Annotated in this window: 12 protein-coding genes; 5 read left to right on the top strand and 7 right to left on the bottom strand. The window is 59.0% G+C overall.

The features are described from left to right. The first annotated feature begins 10 nt into the window (after positions 1 to 10). The 3 genes from phoR to lplT all read left to right on the top strand — a co-directional run bounded on the left by phoR (position 11) and on the right by lplT (position 4,159). A complete protein-coding gene (gene phoR / locus ACIQ47_RS02610) occupies positions 11 to 1,336 on the top strand; it encodes a phosphate regulon sensor histidine kinase PhoR (protein WP_396436706.1) in 1,326 nt (441 codons plus the stop codon). A gap of 143 nt (positions 1,337 to 1,479) precedes the next feature. Further along, positions 1,480 to 2,913: a UDP-glucose dehydrogenase family protein gene (locus ACIQ47_RS02605; RefSeq protein ID WP_396436705.1), complete on the top strand. Its 1,434-nt coding sequence runs from the start codon at positions 1,480 to 1,482 to the stop codon at positions 2,911 to 2,913. Continuing rightward, positions 2,906 to 4,159 carry a lysophospholipid transporter LplT gene (lplT, locus tag ACIQ47_RS02600; protein WP_396436704.1) on the top strand — a complete coding sequence of 418 codons (1,254 nt, stop codon included), beginning with the start codon at positions 2,906 to 2,908 and terminating at the stop codon, positions 4,157 to 4,159. The genes ACIQ47_RS02605 and lplT overlap by 8 nt, the downstream gene beginning before the upstream one ends. On the opposite strand, the gene ACIQ47_RS02595 is transcribed toward lplT, so the two are convergent. Next, entirely contained in the window at positions 4,156 to 5,349 is a 1,194-nt protein-coding gene (locus ACIQ47_RS02595) for a glycosyltransferase family 4 protein (protein ID WP_396436703.1), read from the bottom strand. The two genes, lplT and ACIQ47_RS02595, sit on opposite strands and share 4 nt — an antisense overlap. A 107-nt stretch (positions 5,350 to 5,456) precedes the next feature. Between ACIQ47_RS02595 and ACIQ47_RS02590 the strand changes: the two genes are divergently transcribed. Further along, the gene (locus ACIQ47_RS02590; RefSeq protein ID WP_396436702.1) at positions 5,457 to 6,065 is read left to right on the top strand and encodes a hypothetical protein; all 609 of its coding nucleotides are present in this window, start codon (positions 5,457 to 5,459) and stop codon (positions 6,063 to 6,065) included. A 48-nt stretch (positions 6,066 to 6,113) separates the two neighbouring features. Here the strand turns inward: ACIQ47_RS02590 and ACIQ47_RS02585 are convergent, their stop codons facing one another. Next, positions 6,114 to 7,745, bottom strand: a complete 1,632-nt coding sequence (locus ACIQ47_RS02585) for an aminotransferase class III-fold pyridoxal phosphate-dependent enzyme (RefSeq protein ID WP_396436701.1) — start codon at positions 7,743 to 7,745, stop codon at positions 6,114 to 6,116. Positions 7,746 to 7,797: 52 nt separating this feature from the next. On the opposite strand from ACIQ47_RS02585, the gene asd reads away from it, so the two are divergent. Next, positions 7,798 to 8,679: an archaetidylserine decarboxylase gene (gene asd / locus ACIQ47_RS02580; protein WP_396436700.1), complete on the top strand. Its 882-nt coding sequence runs from the start codon at positions 7,798 to 7,800 to the stop codon at positions 8,677 to 8,679. Between the two features lie 46 nt (positions 8,680 to 8,725). On the opposite strand, the gene ppk2 is transcribed toward asd, so the two are convergent. From ppk2 to rho, 5 genes are all read right to left on the bottom strand, one after another. Then, positions 8,726 to 9,646, bottom strand: coding sequence for a polyphosphate kinase 2 (gene ppk2 / locus ACIQ47_RS02575; protein ID WP_396436737.1), 921 nt, complete (start codon positions 9,644 to 9,646; stop codon positions 8,726 to 8,728). A 77-nt stretch (positions 9,647 to 9,723) separates the two neighbouring features. Beyond that, positions 9,724 to 11,094, bottom strand: a complete 1,371-nt coding sequence (locus ACIQ47_RS02570) for an MATE family efflux transporter (RefSeq protein WP_396436699.1) — start codon at positions 11,092 to 11,094, stop codon at positions 9,724 to 9,726. A gap of 3 nt (positions 11,095 to 11,097) precedes the next feature. After that, complete coding sequence (locus ACIQ47_RS02565; protein ID WP_396436698.1) at positions 11,098 to 12,843, bottom strand: hypothetical protein; 1,746 nt, start codon at positions 12,841 to 12,843, stop codon at positions 11,098 to 11,100. Between the two features lie 143 nt (positions 12,844 to 12,986). Next, a complete protein-coding gene (locus ACIQ47_RS02560; protein ID WP_396436697.1) occupies positions 12,987 to 13,250 on the bottom strand; it encodes a type B 50S ribosomal protein L31 in 264 nt (87 codons plus the stop codon). A gap of 84 nt (positions 13,251 to 13,334) precedes the next feature. Next, positions 13,335 to 14,597 carry a transcription termination factor Rho gene (rho, locus tag ACIQ47_RS02555; protein ID WP_108352340.1) on the bottom strand — a complete coding sequence of 421 codons (1,263 nt, stop codon included), beginning with the start codon at positions 14,595 to 14,597 and terminating at the stop codon, positions 13,335 to 13,337. Positions 14,598 to 14,644 lie beyond the last annotated feature (47 nt).

Below are 14,644 nucleotides of genomic sequence, written 5' to 3'. Positions count from 1 at the left end.
CAGGTTCATCATGTTTTTTTCGATTCTCGAAATGCTCCTTTTGGCGGGCTTGGCGGGAACAACGGGCTGGTTTTTGGGCGGGGCTCTTGGGGCCTTTCTGGGGGCCTTGTTGGCTTTGCTCATTCACGGCGCCATGCTGCAGTGGAAGCTGCACCGGCTCGAGCAATGGCTGAGCACGCCGGTTTTGCGCCAAGACCCGCCTTGGCAGGGTGTTTGGCGCGAGATCGCTGAGCGCGTGCAGCGCTTGCTGCGCCAGCAGCAAAGGCTGGCCGCGGTGCACCAAAAACAGCTGCAGGATTTTTTGCAGGCCATTCAGGCTTCGCCCAATGGCGTGATTTTGCTGGACGAAGAAGCCCGCATCGAATGGTGCAATGACACCGCTGCGGTGCATCTGGGTCTGGATGTACAAAGAGACCGTCTGCAGCACATCGTGCACCTGGTGCGAGACCCGGTGTTTGCGCGTTATTTTGCGCAAGACAACCACGCTTCAGAGGTGGTCATTGAGGGCCGCGCCAGTTCGGCCTTGAGCCTCCAGAAACTGTCGGTGCAGTTGCATGCCTACGGTGAAGGGCGTTCGCTGCTCTTGACGCGCGACATCACGGCCGTTGCGCAGGCCGATGCCATGCGCCGTGATTTTGTGGCCAATGTGTCGCACGAAATCCGCACGCCCTTGACGGTGCTCAGTGGCTTTGTGGAGACGCTGCAATCCATCCCCTTGGGGGAAGACGAAACCCAGCACTACCTGCAACTCATGTCGGCGCAATCGGACCGCATGCAGTCCTTGGTGGTGGATTTGTTGATGCTGTCGCAACTCGAAGGCAGCCAATTGCCCAGTACCCAGGAAAAGGTTTCTTTGGCGGCCTTGATGCTGCAAGTGACCACCGAAGGGCAGGCTTTCTCGGAATGGATGGCCAACAAAGGCGAGGGGCCTGTGCACCAATTGGAATTTTCCCCGGTGCCCGATGTGTATTTGCTGGGTGCGCGTTCGGAGCTGTTGAGCGCGGTCTCCAACTTGGTCAGCAATGCGATCCGTTACACCCCTTTGGGGGGGCACATCCAGACCCATTGGTCCAGCACGGCAGAGGGCTTGGTGTTTGCGGTCCATGACACCGGGCCAGGCATCGCGGCCGAGCATTTGCCGCGTTTGGCCGAGCGTTTTTACCGGGTGGACCGCAGCCGTTCCAGAGAAACCGGTGGCACGGGCTTGGGCCTGGCCATCACCAAGCACGTCATGCAACGCCACGGCGGTGAGTTGCGCATTGACAGCGTGGTGGGTCAGGGCTCTACATTCAAGCTGATCTTTCCACAAAGCCGATTGGTCGTCGACTTGGACTGAACCCTGGTTCGATTGGCGTTCACAAACCACTGTTTTTGAATTCACCCGAAAGACACGCCAGCGTTGTCGTGATTTCTTCATGAAGGTGACACGCTGGATTCACAGATGAGGTGGAACATGCAATGCAAACTTGGAGGTTTGCCATGCGTGTCACAGTCATCGGTTCGGGTTATGTCGGTTTGGTCACAGGCGCATGCTTGTCGGACCTGGGATTCAAAGTGCTGTGCTTGGACAAGGACGAAGAAAAAATCCGTGCCCTGCAAGAAGGAGGCGTGCCGATTTACGAGCCGGGCCTCAAAGAACTGCTCACGCGCAATCGGGCCGATGGACGCATTCGCTTTACCAGCGATGCCTGTGAGGCGATCGAGCATGGCGACATCCTGTTCATCGCCGTGGGCACACCCCCGGCCGAAGATGGTTCGGCCGACTTGGGGCACGTCTTGTCTGTGGCGGCCACCATCGGTCGAAACCTGAAGGGTTTTAAGTTGGTGGTCAACAAATCCACCGTGCCCGTGGGGACGGCCGACAAAGTGCGTGCCGCGATTTCACATGAGTTGGTGCACAGGGGCATGTCACCTGATTTGTTTGACGTGGTGTCCAATCCGGAGTTCCTCAAAGAAGGTGCCGCCATTGACGATTTCATGCGACCAGACCGCATTGTGGTGGGCGTGGATGACGGCCTGCACCATGCCCGCAGCCGCCGCATGATGGGTGATTTGTACGCCAGCTTCAACCGCCACCATGCCCGCACCGTGTGGATGGATGTGCGCAGTGCCGAGTTGACCAAATACGCGGCCAATGCCATGTTGGCCGCGCGCATTTCGTTCATGAATGAAATGGCCAACCTGGCCGATGTGCTGGGGGCCGATGTGGACCATATTCGCCGGGGCATTGGGGCGGACAGCCGAATTGGGCACAGCTTTTTGTATGCGGGTTGTGGCTATGGCGGCAGTTGCTTTCCAAAGGACACGCAGGCTTTGGTCAACACCGCGAAGGCCCATGGTCACAGCATGGCGGTGGTCAGTGCCACCGAACTGGTCAATGAGCGCCAGAAAACGATTTTGGTGGACCGATTGACCCAGCACATGGGAGCTGACCTGACAGGCAGAAAAATAGCGGTTTGGGGCTTGGCCTTCAAGCCCAACACTGATGACATGCGCGAGGCCCCCAGCCGCGTGGTGATCCGTCAATTGTTGTTGCGCGGTGCGCAGGTCAGAGCTTTTGACCCTGTGGCTGGCCCACATGCCCTGCAGGCTTTGCGTTCCGATTTGAGTCAAGAGTCGCATCTGCTGGAGCGCTTTGAATTGGCGCATTCAGACATGCAGGCCCTCGAGGGCGCGGACGCCTTGATGGTGTTGACCGAGTGGAAAAATTTTCACAACCCGGATTTCGAGGCCATGAAGGCCCTGATGCGCAAACCCTTCATTTTGGACGGCAGAAACCTCTACAACCCAGACGCCCTGAGTGAATTGGGTGTGGCGTACCAGGGTGTGGGCAGGCGCAATGATTTGGCGCAACTGATGGATTTTGGCCTTCCGACCGAAGCGCCCGCCGCTGATGAACTCATGAATGCCTAAGGGCTTTGCTTTTTTGATCCTGGCCCAGTTTTTCAGTGGGCTGGCAGACAACGCTTTTTTGTTGCTGGGCATTTTCTTTTTGCAAGAGCAAGGCTATCCCGCATGGTGGGCCCCCTTGTTGAAAATGGTCTTCACGCTGTCTTATGTGGTGTTGGCCAGTGCGTTGGGGCCTGTGGCCGATGCCTTTCAAAAACGCCACGTCATGATGGCGATGAATTTGCTCAAGTTGTTGTCGGTTGTCTTGTTGTGGTCAGGTGTCAGCCCTCTGGTGGCCTTCGCCCTGACTGGCTTTGCGGCCTCTGTCTATGCCCCCGCAAAATATGGCTTGCTCACTGAAACCGTGCCTTCGGGCAGTCTGGTCAAGGCCAATGCCTTTTTGGAGGTGTCGGTGGTGCTTGCCGTTTTATGGGGCGTGGTGTTGGGTGGGTGGTTGATGGACGCAGGGTCTTGGGGGGCTGATGGCCTGAATCGTGCCTTCGGTTTGGCCACAAACGGCTTGCTGGTTGAAACTCAAATTGGTTTTGGCTTGGGCGTGATCTGCCTGCTGTATGTGTTCTCTGCAGTCCTCAACAGTAGGATGCATGCCCTGCGCTCGCCAACACACCCCTCATGGTCTTGGGCCCATATTCGTTGGTCGGCTTTTTGGGCCAACAATTTGAAGCTGTGGCGAGACCCCTTGGGGGGCGTTTCTTTGCGGGTCACGACTTTCAGCTGGGGTGTGGGTGCTGTGCTGCAGTTCTTGGTCTTGGTGTGGGCGCAGACACAGGCCGGCTTGACTTTGCAAGCCGGGGCTTATTTGCAGGGTTTGGTGGCATTGGGGGTGATCGGTGGCGCAGTCACAGCGGCGCTCACCTGCCGCATCTTGGATGCCCGAAGGCAGAGGGTCTGGGCCGTGGTGTTGGCTTGCTTGATGCCCGCTTTGGCCCTGACACCAAGCTTGTGGCTGGCGGTGCCCATGATGCTGGCGGCAGGCTGGGCGGGTGGCATGTTGTTGGTGCCCATGAATGCCTTGCTGCAACACCGGGGTCTCAAAATCATGCCGCCTGGGCGGTCGATTGCCGTCCAGGGCTTCAACGAAAACCTGAGTGTGTTGGTGATGCTGGGCTTGTACAGCCTGCTGCTGGCTTGGGATTGGCCTCTGTTGGCCATGATGCTGTGCTTGTCACTGCCTTTGTGGCTGGCCGTTTTGCCTTGGCGCCGCAAGGCAGGCAAGCGGGGTGCAATGCGCGGTTCAACGCTCAGTTAAGCGCACTTCAGGACCCTTCGGAACATGTTCTCCACCTTGGTGGCGATGCTGGACCATTCCCATTTTCGAATGCTGGCTGCTGCGTTGAGTCGAGCCTCTTGCAAGGTCGATACTTTTTGGGTGATGGCCAAGGCGCGCAAGACAAAGCGTTGCGCATCTTCACCTGGAACAAGCCAGCCATTGTGTTCGTCATCTATGACCTCTTTGGCGGCGGCGCAGTCAAATGCCAGAACCGGGGTGCCGCTGGCCAGTGCTTCCAAGGTCACGTTGCCAAAGGTTTCGGTCAAGCTGGGGAACATGAATAGATCGGCACTGGCGTAGGCCACGGCCAATTGTGTTTGGTTGGCCATGCCCATGAAGATGGCCTCTGGGCAATCGGCTTGGAGTTTGGCCCGGTAGGGGCCATCACCACAAAAAACCAGTTTGACTGCACGGTTGTTCTGCTTTAAAGCTTGGTAGGTTTTGACCGTCAAATCCAGATTTTTTTCTGCCGCGAGGCGCCCGACCGACAAGATGACCACAGTCTTGTCATCGACTTGCCACTGGTTTCGCAAGCTGGTGCTGCGTTTGTCGGGTGTGAACAGCTGTGTGTCCACGCCGCGTGCCACCACTTGGAGGTTGTGAAACCCCAAGATCTTGAGCTGGTCGTGCATGGCTTGGGTCGGCACCATGGTGCACAAGGTGCGGTTGTGAAATTTGCGCAAGTAAGCCACGATGGGTTTTTGCAACCATCCGACGCCATAGTGTTTGCTGTAGCTTTGGAAATTGGTTCTGAAGTCGGAGGTGACGGGCAAACGCAAGACCCTGGCCGCTTGCAGGGCCGACCAACCCAGTGGCCCTTCGGTGGCGATGTGCACCAAGTCGGGCCGCTGCAGACACCAAGCCTTGATCAGTGATTTTTTGCTGGGGAACCCCAGCTTGAGCTGCGGGTAGCGAGGAATGGGCATGCCCTTGAGCAGCAGTTCACTCCAACCCTCCCGATGGCTTTCGGTTTCATGGCGGTCTTGCCGGGGGCGGATGAGCTGGATGGTGTGTTGGCGCTGGCGCAACTCCTGGATCAAACGCGACAGGGTCAGTGCAACGCCGTTGACCTCGGGGGGCCATGTTTCGGTCACCACCGCAATGCGCAGCGGGGCATTGGCGGGCACAAAGTTTTCGACCCAGTAGGACGCATTGTCTTGTTCTTGCATGCCCCAATGGTGAATGCAGGTTTTAACAGTTTGATGACAAAAGCCATGTCACTGATTTTTCACACGAATTGATGATGATCTTCATACATTCAACTAGAGGGGTTCTTGTGAAAGATTTCTTGAAAGCTTTGGAAGTTCAGCGTTGGGACGATCACCGTTACTACCACCATTGCCGCATCAACCAGTCCTTGCACTTGCTCAGTGCGATGGCTTTTGTGGTGGCTTACGGCATGTTGTGGATCGATCCGGCCATGGCTGCATTGTTGGCCTGGATGGTCTCCATGACCTCCAGGCAAGCCGGTCACTTCTTCTTCGAACCCTTGGGTTATGACCACGTCAACGAAGCCACCAACGACTTCAAGGAAGAGATCAAGGTGGGCTACAACTTGCGCCGCAAGGTGGTGCTCTTGAGCGTCTGGGCCCTGTTGCCTTTGGCCATTTACATGAACCCTGGCTTCATGGGCTTGCTGCCTGTGCAAGAGACCTGGTTTGAGTTTTTACGCGCTGTGGGTTATGCCTGGCTGTACTTGGGCGTTGCGGCTTTGCTGTTTCGCACGGTGCATTTGTTCTTTCTGCACGACGTGCAAACTGGACTGGTCTGGTTGACCAAGATCATCACCGATCCCTTCCACGACATTTACCTGTACCACAGGGCGCCTTGGCAGTTGTTGCGCGGTGAACGCTTCGCTGACAACACTTTCCACGCCGGCCGCTGAAAGTTCAGAACCCCGGTTCACTGTGCCACAGTGAACCGGGGTTTGTCTTCAGCGAAACAGTGTTTCTTTCAGGATGCTGCGGCGGATGGATTTGTTGGTGATCTCAGGGGCATGCCACCACCAGCCATCGCGCTGCATGTCTTGACAAGCCAGTACAAACTTTTGAAGCACCACTTCAAAGTCAGCGTCGCTGTAGTTGAGGCTGAAGATCAAACGACCTGTTCCCACCCAACTGAGCGCCAATCCATGCAGCCTGAGGTAGTACTGCAGCATCCAGTTGTACCGGCTGGGCTGGGTGTAAAAGAGTGTCCAGACGCTCGACATGTTGGCTGCTTGCAAGGGCAGCTCATGCGTTTGCATGGTGCTGTTGAATTGGGTGGCGCGGGCATTCCAGCGCTCATCCAGGCCTTCGTAAATGGCCTTGACCTCAGGGGTTTCCAGTTGTTCCAGAAAGACCGACATCGCACCCATGACCGCAGGGTTTGCGTTGAAGGTGCCACGCGCAAAGCAAATATCGGCGGGGCGTTTTTCATTGAATCGGCGCATCCATTCGCGCTTGCCGCACACCACACCGACGGGAAATCCACCGCCCAGGGTTTTGCCGTAAGTGACCATGTCAGCCTGCACGCCAAAATAGGCTTGCGCGCCCCCTGCGGCCAATCGGAAGCCCAAAAAGACCTCGTCAAATATCAATGCAATGCCGCGTTCTGTGCAGACCTGTCGCAAGGCCTTGAGCCAAGCGGTGTAAGCCTCGCGGTCATAAGCGGCGCGCCGGCTGCTGTCCACCAGGGTCGAGTCGCCGGGCGCGTTCGCGTTGGTGTGCAGCGCCTGCAGGGGGTTGATCAGCACGCAAGCAATGTCCTTGCGGGAGCGCAAGACTTGCAAGCTGCGCTCGTTCATGTCACTCAGGGTGTAGGTTTCGCGCGGTGGCATCGGGTTGCCCGGGCCGGGCTGCACGTCCTCCCACCAGCCGTGGTAAGCCCCGCAAAAACGCACGATGTTTTTGCGGCGTGTGTGGTAGCGGGCCAGGCGCACGGCCTGCATCACGGCTTCGGTGCCCGACATGTGAAACGAGACCTCGTCCAAGCCGGAAATGGCTTTGAGGCGCTCGGCGTTGTCGGCCACCACCGGGTGGTAAGAGCCCAGCACTGGGCCCAACGCTTGGGTGCGGGCCATGCCTTGGGCCATGGTGCGTTTGTAAAAGTCAGCGCCAAATACGTTCACGCCATAAGAGCCTGTCAGGTCGTAAAAAACCTGACCGTCCAGATCGGTGACGTGCACGCCATGGGCCGATTGCAAGAACGAGCCGACCTTCAGGTGCTCGCGCACCACCGGGCTGAACTGGAAGGGTACGCGGTAGGCCGCGATGAATTGCATGTCAGAGATGTTCTCGCGCGCCGCCGCTGTGGCCTCAATGCTCAGGCGATGGCGCGTTTGCAGCGTTTGGCCCAAGGCAAAAAAGGCCGCGCGGCGTTGCGCTTGAATGTCTGTGGGGGCGCCGTCGCAGCCGAAAAATTCAGCCTCCTCGAAGCCGTAACCGGGCAACCAGCGCGCCAGCCGTTTGGCCATGCGTGAGTGCCCGGCCAGCGAGCGGTGCTTGGCTCGCGAAAGTTGTATGCGCCGATGCAGGCTTGGGGCCAATGCGGCCAACACGCCCAAACTGATCCAAGTGGGGTTCACAGCAGTTTCCTTGTGTCAATGAAATTTCTTTTTATTCAAATTGAGTGACAACATGATGAAGATTCGACGATTTTTTCAAAAGTGGATGCTGCAAGAAGACCTGAACTTCTTGCTCACCAACCGCATCCCGCGCATCACCCTGACCCGATTCATGGGCTGGTGGAGCCAGATCCGACACCCTTGGGTGGTCAAGACGTCCATGGCGGTTTGGCGCTTGTTCAGTGACCTGGACTTGAGCGACGCCAAGCACACCCAATTTGACAGCTTGCATGCGTGCTTCACGCGTGAGCTCAAGCCCGGGGCTCGGGTGGTCAACCCGGACCCTGCGCTCATGACCTCGCCTTGTGATGCCATCGTGGGCGCGTGCGGCACGATCACGCAGGGCCAGGTTTTTCAGGCCAAAGGTTTCCCTTATCGGTTGGAAACTTTGCTGAGTACATCCGCGCACTGCCCGCATTGGACAACTGCGCTGGAAGGAGGCACTTACATCACGTTGCGCCTGACCAGCAGCATGTACCACCGTTTCCATGCGCCGCACGATGTTCGCCTCCAGCATGTGACTTACATCTCGGGTGACGCCTGGAATGTGAACCCGGTGGCTCTTGCGCGTGTACAAGAGCTTTTTTGCAAAAACGAACGGGCGGTCTTGCAGATGCAAACGCAAGAGGGCGTGCCGTTTTTGATCGTGCCCGTGGCGGCGGTGTTGGTGGCCAGCATGCGCTTTCATGCGGTTGATGTGTTGCTCAACCTGCGCTACAAAGGCCCGAATGAAATGCCCTGTGATGCGGCCTATGTCAAGGGCCAGGAAATGGGTTGGTTCGAGCACGGCTCCACCATTTTGGTGTTTGTGCCCAAAGGCTTTGCCTTGGCCGATGGCATTGCGTCGGGCGCGCGAATTCAGATGGGACAGGCCTTGCTGAAACGGCCTGGTTGATCAAGCCCGGGCACGTAGGACCCAGACCTTGCCTTGGCGGGCAACGTCAATACTTCTCGGGCACGATCATGTCCGCAGGCACCGGGTGACGGATGTAGTCGGGGTTGCGTACCCGTCCGGGCAGTTCAACTTGCGGGTGCTCGACCTCGTGGTAGGGCACCTGTGCCAACAAGTGGTCAATGCAATTGAGTCGGGCTTTTTTCTTGTCGACCGCTTGCACCACCCACCAGGGTGCTTCAGGAATGTGTGTGCGCTCGATCATGGTTTCCTTGGCACGGGTGTAGTCTTCCCAGCGGCGGCGGCTTTCCAGGTCCATGGGGCTGAGCTTCCACTGCTTGAGCGGGTCGTGGATGCGGCCTAAAAAACGGGCGTGTTGCTCGTCATCGGTGATGGAGAACCAGTATTTCACGAGCTGAATGCCACTGCGCACCAGCATTTTTTCGAACTCTGGCACCGAGCGGAAGAACTCTTCGTATTCGTCATCGTTGCAAAACCCCATGACTTTTTCGACGCCAGCGCGGTTGTACCAGCTGCGGTCAAACAACACGATTTCGCCCGCAGCGGGCAGGTGCGAGATGTAGCGCTGAAAGTACCACTGGGTTTTTTCGCGGTCGTTGGGCGCGGGCAGTGCGGCCACGCGACACACGCGGGGGTTCAGGCGCTGGGTGATGCGATTGATCACGCCGCCTTTGCCTGCAGCGTCGCGCCCCTCAAACAAGATGACCATGCGGTGGCCGGTTTTGACCACCCAGTCTTGCAGCATCACCAGCTCGGACTGCAGGCGCAGGAGTTCACGAAAATAACGGATGCGGTCACCTGCTTGGGCATCGTTGGTGGCTGATTCAGCGCCACAACGGTCGTCGAGCTCCAGCTCAAGCTCCTCGTCCATGCTGTCCAGCAGGTCTTCGCGCAGCTGGCGCATTTGGGTTTCATCGATGGCGTGTGTGGGCGTCATGGTGTGGGGCATCATCAAAAAAGCAACTGTCGTTGTTTTGTGTGAATTTTTGATGAATTCAGGCCAGGTCTAAGCCCTTGGTCAGTGCTTCAGTCCTGAGCGGTTGAGCCTGTGCCAGGCCGTGACACACGCCACACCAGCGCCGCAAACAGCGCAGATACGGTCGCCAGAGCCAAGCTGCTGCTGATCCAGAAAGTGTCCACAGCCGGGCGGCCGGTCCATTGCAGCCAGCCATTCAGCGCGGAGTCGTCGTAGGCCCACAGGTAGCCGCCATACAGGCCCAAGCCCCATAAAAAAGCGGTGTAGATCAGCAGCGGCGCGATGGTGACGCGGTAGCAACGCAGCAAGAATGCGCAGACCACCTGCACCGCATCGGTCATGTGGAAAATAGCCACCCAGACCAGCCACACCATGGCGGTTTGTGCCACCAGAGGGTCGTTGGTGAATGCGTGGGCAATCGTTTCGCGGCCCAGCAGCAAGGCTGCAGCGCACAGCACGGCCGCGCCGATGGTCAGGCCAATGCCCAGGCCCGCTGCTTGCCGGGCGCGCTGGGGGTTACCTGCGCCCAACCAGTAAGCGGTGCGGGCGCTGCTGGCAATGCCCAGAGCCATCGGCACCATGTACAGCACCGAGGCCAGGCTGGCCGCAATCTGGTGACTGGCCGAAGCCACCGAGCCCAAGCGCGCAATGAACAGCGCCATCAGGGTGAATGACGTCACCTCCACCATGACGGAGAGCCCGGCAGGCACGCCCAGGCGCAAAAAGTGTCGCAGCACAGGCCACTGGGGTTTTTCAGGCAGACGCCACAACTGGTCGGGGCGGTAAATGTCTTGCGTCCGCAAGAGCCACAGCCCGGTGAGCATCATCAGGCTGTTCACCGCGAGCGTGGCCCAGGCGCAGCCCACCACGCCCAGGCCCGGCGCATCGCCAGCGCCAAAGGTCAGCAGCACCGACAAAGGAATCTTGACCAGCAAAGCGCCCGCTTGCAGCCAGGTCACCAGGCGCGGGTAGCCCAAGCTTTGGTTGAGCGTGCTGTACATGCGAAACAGCAAGGAAGGCACCAACGCCACCGCCAGCACGCGCAAATAGGCCCGCACATCAGGCCACAACTCGGTGGGCACTTGGGTCCATGACAACCAAGGGTCGGGAAACCACAAACCGATGAAGCCCAGCGCTGCCGCGAACGCCGAGATGTACAGCGCTTGGCGCACCGAGCGCCCGATCTCAGCGCGTCGGTTGCCGCCATGCAGCTCGGCCCAGACCGGTAGCAGCGCTTGCATCATGCCATTGAGCGCCACATAAATGCTGATGTAAATGGACGAGGCCACGGACAGCACGGCCAGCGCATGCGGGCTGTAGCGCCCGGCAATCACCGTGTCGGCCACGCCAAAGGCCATGACGGCCAGCTGCCCGACCAGCACAGTACCCGCATGGCGGGAGATGGTGCGCAGCTCAGACATGGCTCAGTTGCGGGCCGCGTCTGGCTGGGTGGGCGTGTCGTGTTGGTGTGGCTGTGAGGGGCGCAAGATCAGCAGGCGGTCGCTGCGCTCACCCAATCGGGCGGCTGTGGCCTCGAGGGTCCAGCCCAGGGCTTGGAGGCGTTCGTCCAGCAAGGGCAGGTTCTTTTCGTCCATGACCAGCCAGGGACACTCCGCGCTGGGCTGGGTGGCCGCTTGCAGACGCACCTGGGCGTGAAACAACAGGGCCGCGCCTTGGGCCTGACTGATGCCCGCGTATTGCAAGCAACGGGCGGTGCCGGTGACGACTTGCACTTTTTGCACCGTGGGGCCGTAGCTGCGGGCAAAGTTGAGCAAGGGCAGCCACAGGCTCATGAGCAGCAGCCAGCACAGCACAGCACCCGAGGCCGGCAAGACCATGCTTTTCCAGATGGCAGCGCGGTGGTGGCCAATGCGCCACTTGACCAGGCCAGCCCAGGCCAGGGTAGCCAACAAGGCCAATGCAAATGCCGGGGCCGAAAACGCCGGTAAAAAGCCGGGGGCCAGTTTGGCCACGTTGGCCGCAGGTTGGGCCGGAAAGCCTGTTTGCATGGCGATCCAGACCACCCAGATGGTGAGTGCGCAAATGCTGAAAAACAGCAGGGTGAACCAGTCGATCAAGGCCCCGAGGCTGCGCCGCAAAGTGGGCAGCGCAAAAGCGGCCAGTGCGGCAACACCGGGCAAAGCCAAGAGCAGGGCCCGGTCAGAAAAGCCGGTGAACCAGGTGGCCCCCACCGTGACGGTGACGAACCACAACGGCAAAGCCAAGTGCGGATAGCGCCAAACTTGCGACAGCTGGCCCCGCCAGCGCCACAAGGACCACAGCGCCAAAGGCCAGGCTGGCCAGGTGAACCACAGCATGAGCTTGGCCAGGATGTGCACATCCAGCAAGGTGTGAGGCACCACGCGCCAGCGCCACAAATCGAGGACCCCTGCGGTGGTGATGCACAGCAGGCACAGCAAAGCCAGCAGCCCCAAGTCGAGCATGCGCAGGCGACCCTGTACGGGGTCGATGGTCGCCACGGCACGAATCAGCGAGCCACCCACGCCCAGCCACAGGGCCACACTGGGCGCCCCTGACAGCGTCAGGCCCATCATGCCCACAACCACGGCCAGTCCACTGAGCAAGCGCCAGCGCGGCAAGGTGGACAGGCCCACAAAAATCAGCGATGCAAAACACAGTTGGCTGAGCGCTGGGGTGGCTTCATGCGCCAGCCGAGCCAAGCCCAGACAGGCCAGCAAAGCCAGCAGTCCGCCGTCCGCCAAAGCGCGGGCATAGTCGCCTGGTTTGGCCTCGCCACCAAAGGCAAAAGCCACTGGCTGAGCTGCGGGGTGCCGTGCCAGGGCGTACACGGCGTACCAGGTGGCGGCCAATGTCAGGCCCAGCATCCCGATAAAGGGCAGTCGGGAAAACGTGACTTCCCATCCCGCAGGTGCCCATTGAAGGAAGCCGGCCCCTAGCCAAAAGGGCAGCAAAGCCAGTTGCGGGTCGTGCTGACCCAACAAGCTGGGCCTGAACCAATTGGCCGTTTCTCCCAACGCAGGCTGGGCCAGTTGCAGCATGTAGCCCAAGGCTTCCAGGTCTTGCGATTTCCAGGGCGCACGGTCCCAAAAACCAGCCAAAACATAGACCACACACAGCAAGAGCAAGGCTGGGCGCGGCAGTCTGCGCACAGCACTTTGGGCAACGATGGCGGGGGTGGGCAGGTTCACGGTGGCAAGGGAAATCAGGTGTGGGTCAAAGGCTGGGATGCTGGATTTTGTATTTTAGAAAAACCATGCGGGCGGGTGCGGGCCCATGCAAAAAGGGCAGGCCGGTTGCCCGGGCTGCCCTTGGGGGTTCACCGATTCGCGAATTACTTGGCGATGGTGGTGGTTTTGCCGAAACGGTTGCGGAACTTCTCGACGCGGCCGCCCATGTTGTCGACCGACTTTTGCGTGCCGGTGTAGAACGGGTGCGACTCGCTGGTCGTGTCCAGCTTGTACAAAGGCAGCTCGCGGCCGTCTTCCATTTTGATCATCTCTTTGGTGTTGGCGCATGAACGGGTCACGAACTTGAAACCATTGGACATGTCTTGGAAGCAAACTTCACGGTAGTTGGGGTGAATGCCGTCTTTCATGGGGAAATCCTTTTATTTTTGCTACGGCAGCCACTCCTCAGCCTATCCGGGAGCACTTTCCGCAAAACCGTGGATTATAGGGTATCAACCGCCGCGTCGCATCATGTCAAAGAACTCGGAGTTGTTCTTGGTGGCTTTCATGCTCTTCAAAACCATCTCCATCGCCTCGATTTCGTCCATGTTGTACATGAACTGACGCAGGATGCGGGTTTTTTGCAGCACTTCGGGCTGGAGCAGCAACTCTTCGCGGCGCGTGCCGCTGCGGTTCAGGTTGATGGCTGGGAACACCCGCTTTTCGTACAAACGGCGTTCCAAATGGATTTCGCAGTTGCCGGTGCCTTTGAATTCTTCAAAGATCACCTCGTCCATGCGGCTGCCGGTGTCGACCAAGGCCGTGGCGATGATGGTGAGGCTGCCGCCTTCTTCCACATTGCGGGCCGCGCCAAAAAAGCGCTTGGGGCGCTGCAGGGCGTTGGCGTCCACGCCACCCGACAACACTTTGCCCGACGAAGGCACCACGTTGTTGTAAGCGCGGGCCAGGCGGGTGATCGAGTCCAGCAAGATCACCACGTCTTTTTTCAGCTCCACCAAACGCTTGGCGCGCTCGATCACCATCTCGGCCACGTGAACGTGGCGCGAAGCGGGTTCGTCGAAGGTGGAGGAGATCACTTCGCCACGCACATTGCGTTGCATTTCGGTCACTTCTTCAGGGCGCTCATCGACCAGCAAGACCATCAGGTGCACATCGGGGTAGTTGGCGGTGATGGCATGCGCGATCTGCTGCATCATCACCGTCTTGCCCGACTTGGGCTGCGCGACGATCAAGGCGCGCTGGCCGCGGCCGAGTGGGGCAATGATGTCGATCACACGGCTGGTGATGTTTTCTTCGCCCTTGATGTCACGCTCCAGGCGCATTTGTTCTTTGGGGAACAAAGGCGTCAGGTTCTCGAACATCACCTTGTGTTTGTTGTTCTCGGGCAGGTCGTCGTTGACCTTGTCCAGCTTGGTCAGGGCAAAGTAGCGCTCGCCGTCTTTGGGGATGCGCACTTCGCCTTCGATCATGTCGCCCGTGTGCAGGTTAAAGCGGCGCACCTGGCTGGGGCTGATGTAGATGTCGTCGGTGCTGGCCGTGTAGCTCGAGTCGGGGCTGCGCAGAAAGCCAAAACCGTCGGGCAATATCTCGAGCACGCCGTCAGCAAAGACCTGTTCGCCCCCTTTGGCGCGTTTTTTGATGATGGCAAACATCAGCTCCTGTTTGCGCATGCGGCCCGTGTTCTCGATTTCGAGCGTGTCGGCTTGCTTCAGGAGTTCGGACACATGAAGTGCCTTGAGTTCGTTCAAATGCATGGGATGGGGCCTGTGGCGAATCGGTTCGTTGTGAACCGTTTTAGGAG

It is taken from the genome of Limnohabitans sp. (assembly GCF_044373035.1).
GTDB lineage: Bacteria > Pseudomonadota > Gammaproteobacteria > Burkholderiales > Burkholderiaceae_C > Limnohabitans_A.
The sequence above is the reverse complement of the archived record's forward strand: the minus strand, read 5'-3'. Positions and strand labels throughout refer to the sequence as shown.

Excerpts from the sequence above, each read along its gene's own strand:
- phoR (WP_396436706.1), top strand. The coding sequence starts at position 11 with ATGTTTTTTTCGATTCTCGAAATGCTCCTTTTGGCGGGCTTGGCGGGA.
- ACIQ47_RS02605 (WP_396436705.1), top strand. The coding sequence starts at position 1,480 with ATGCGTGTCACAGTCATCGGTTCGGGTTATGTCGGTTTGGTCACAGGC.
- lplT (WP_396436704.1), top strand. The coding sequence starts at position 2,906 with ATGCCTAAGGGCTTTGCTTTTTTGATCCTGGCCCAGTTTTTCAGTGGG.
- ACIQ47_RS02595 (WP_396436703.1), bottom strand. The coding sequence starts at position 5,349 with ATGCAAGAACAAGACAATGCGTCCTACTGGGTCGAAAACTTTGTGCCC.
- asd (WP_396436700.1), top strand. The coding sequence starts at position 7,798 with ATGATGAAGATTCGACGATTTTTTCAAAAGTGGATGCTGCAAGAAGAC.
- ppk2 (WP_396436737.1), bottom strand. The coding sequence starts at position 9,646 with ATGCCCCACACCATGACGCCCACACACGCCATCGATGAAACCCAAATG.
- ACIQ47_RS02570 (WP_396436699.1), bottom strand. The coding sequence starts at position 11,094 with ATGTCTGAGCTGCGCACCATCTCCCGCCATGCGGGTACTGTGCTGGTC.
- ACIQ47_RS02560 (WP_396436697.1), bottom strand. The coding sequence starts at position 13,250 with ATGAAAGACGGCATTCACCCCAACTACCGTGAAGTTTGCTTCCAAGAC.
- rho (WP_108352340.1), bottom strand. The coding sequence starts at position 14,597 with ATGCATTTGAACGAACTCAAGGCACTTCATGTGTCCGAACTCCTGAAG.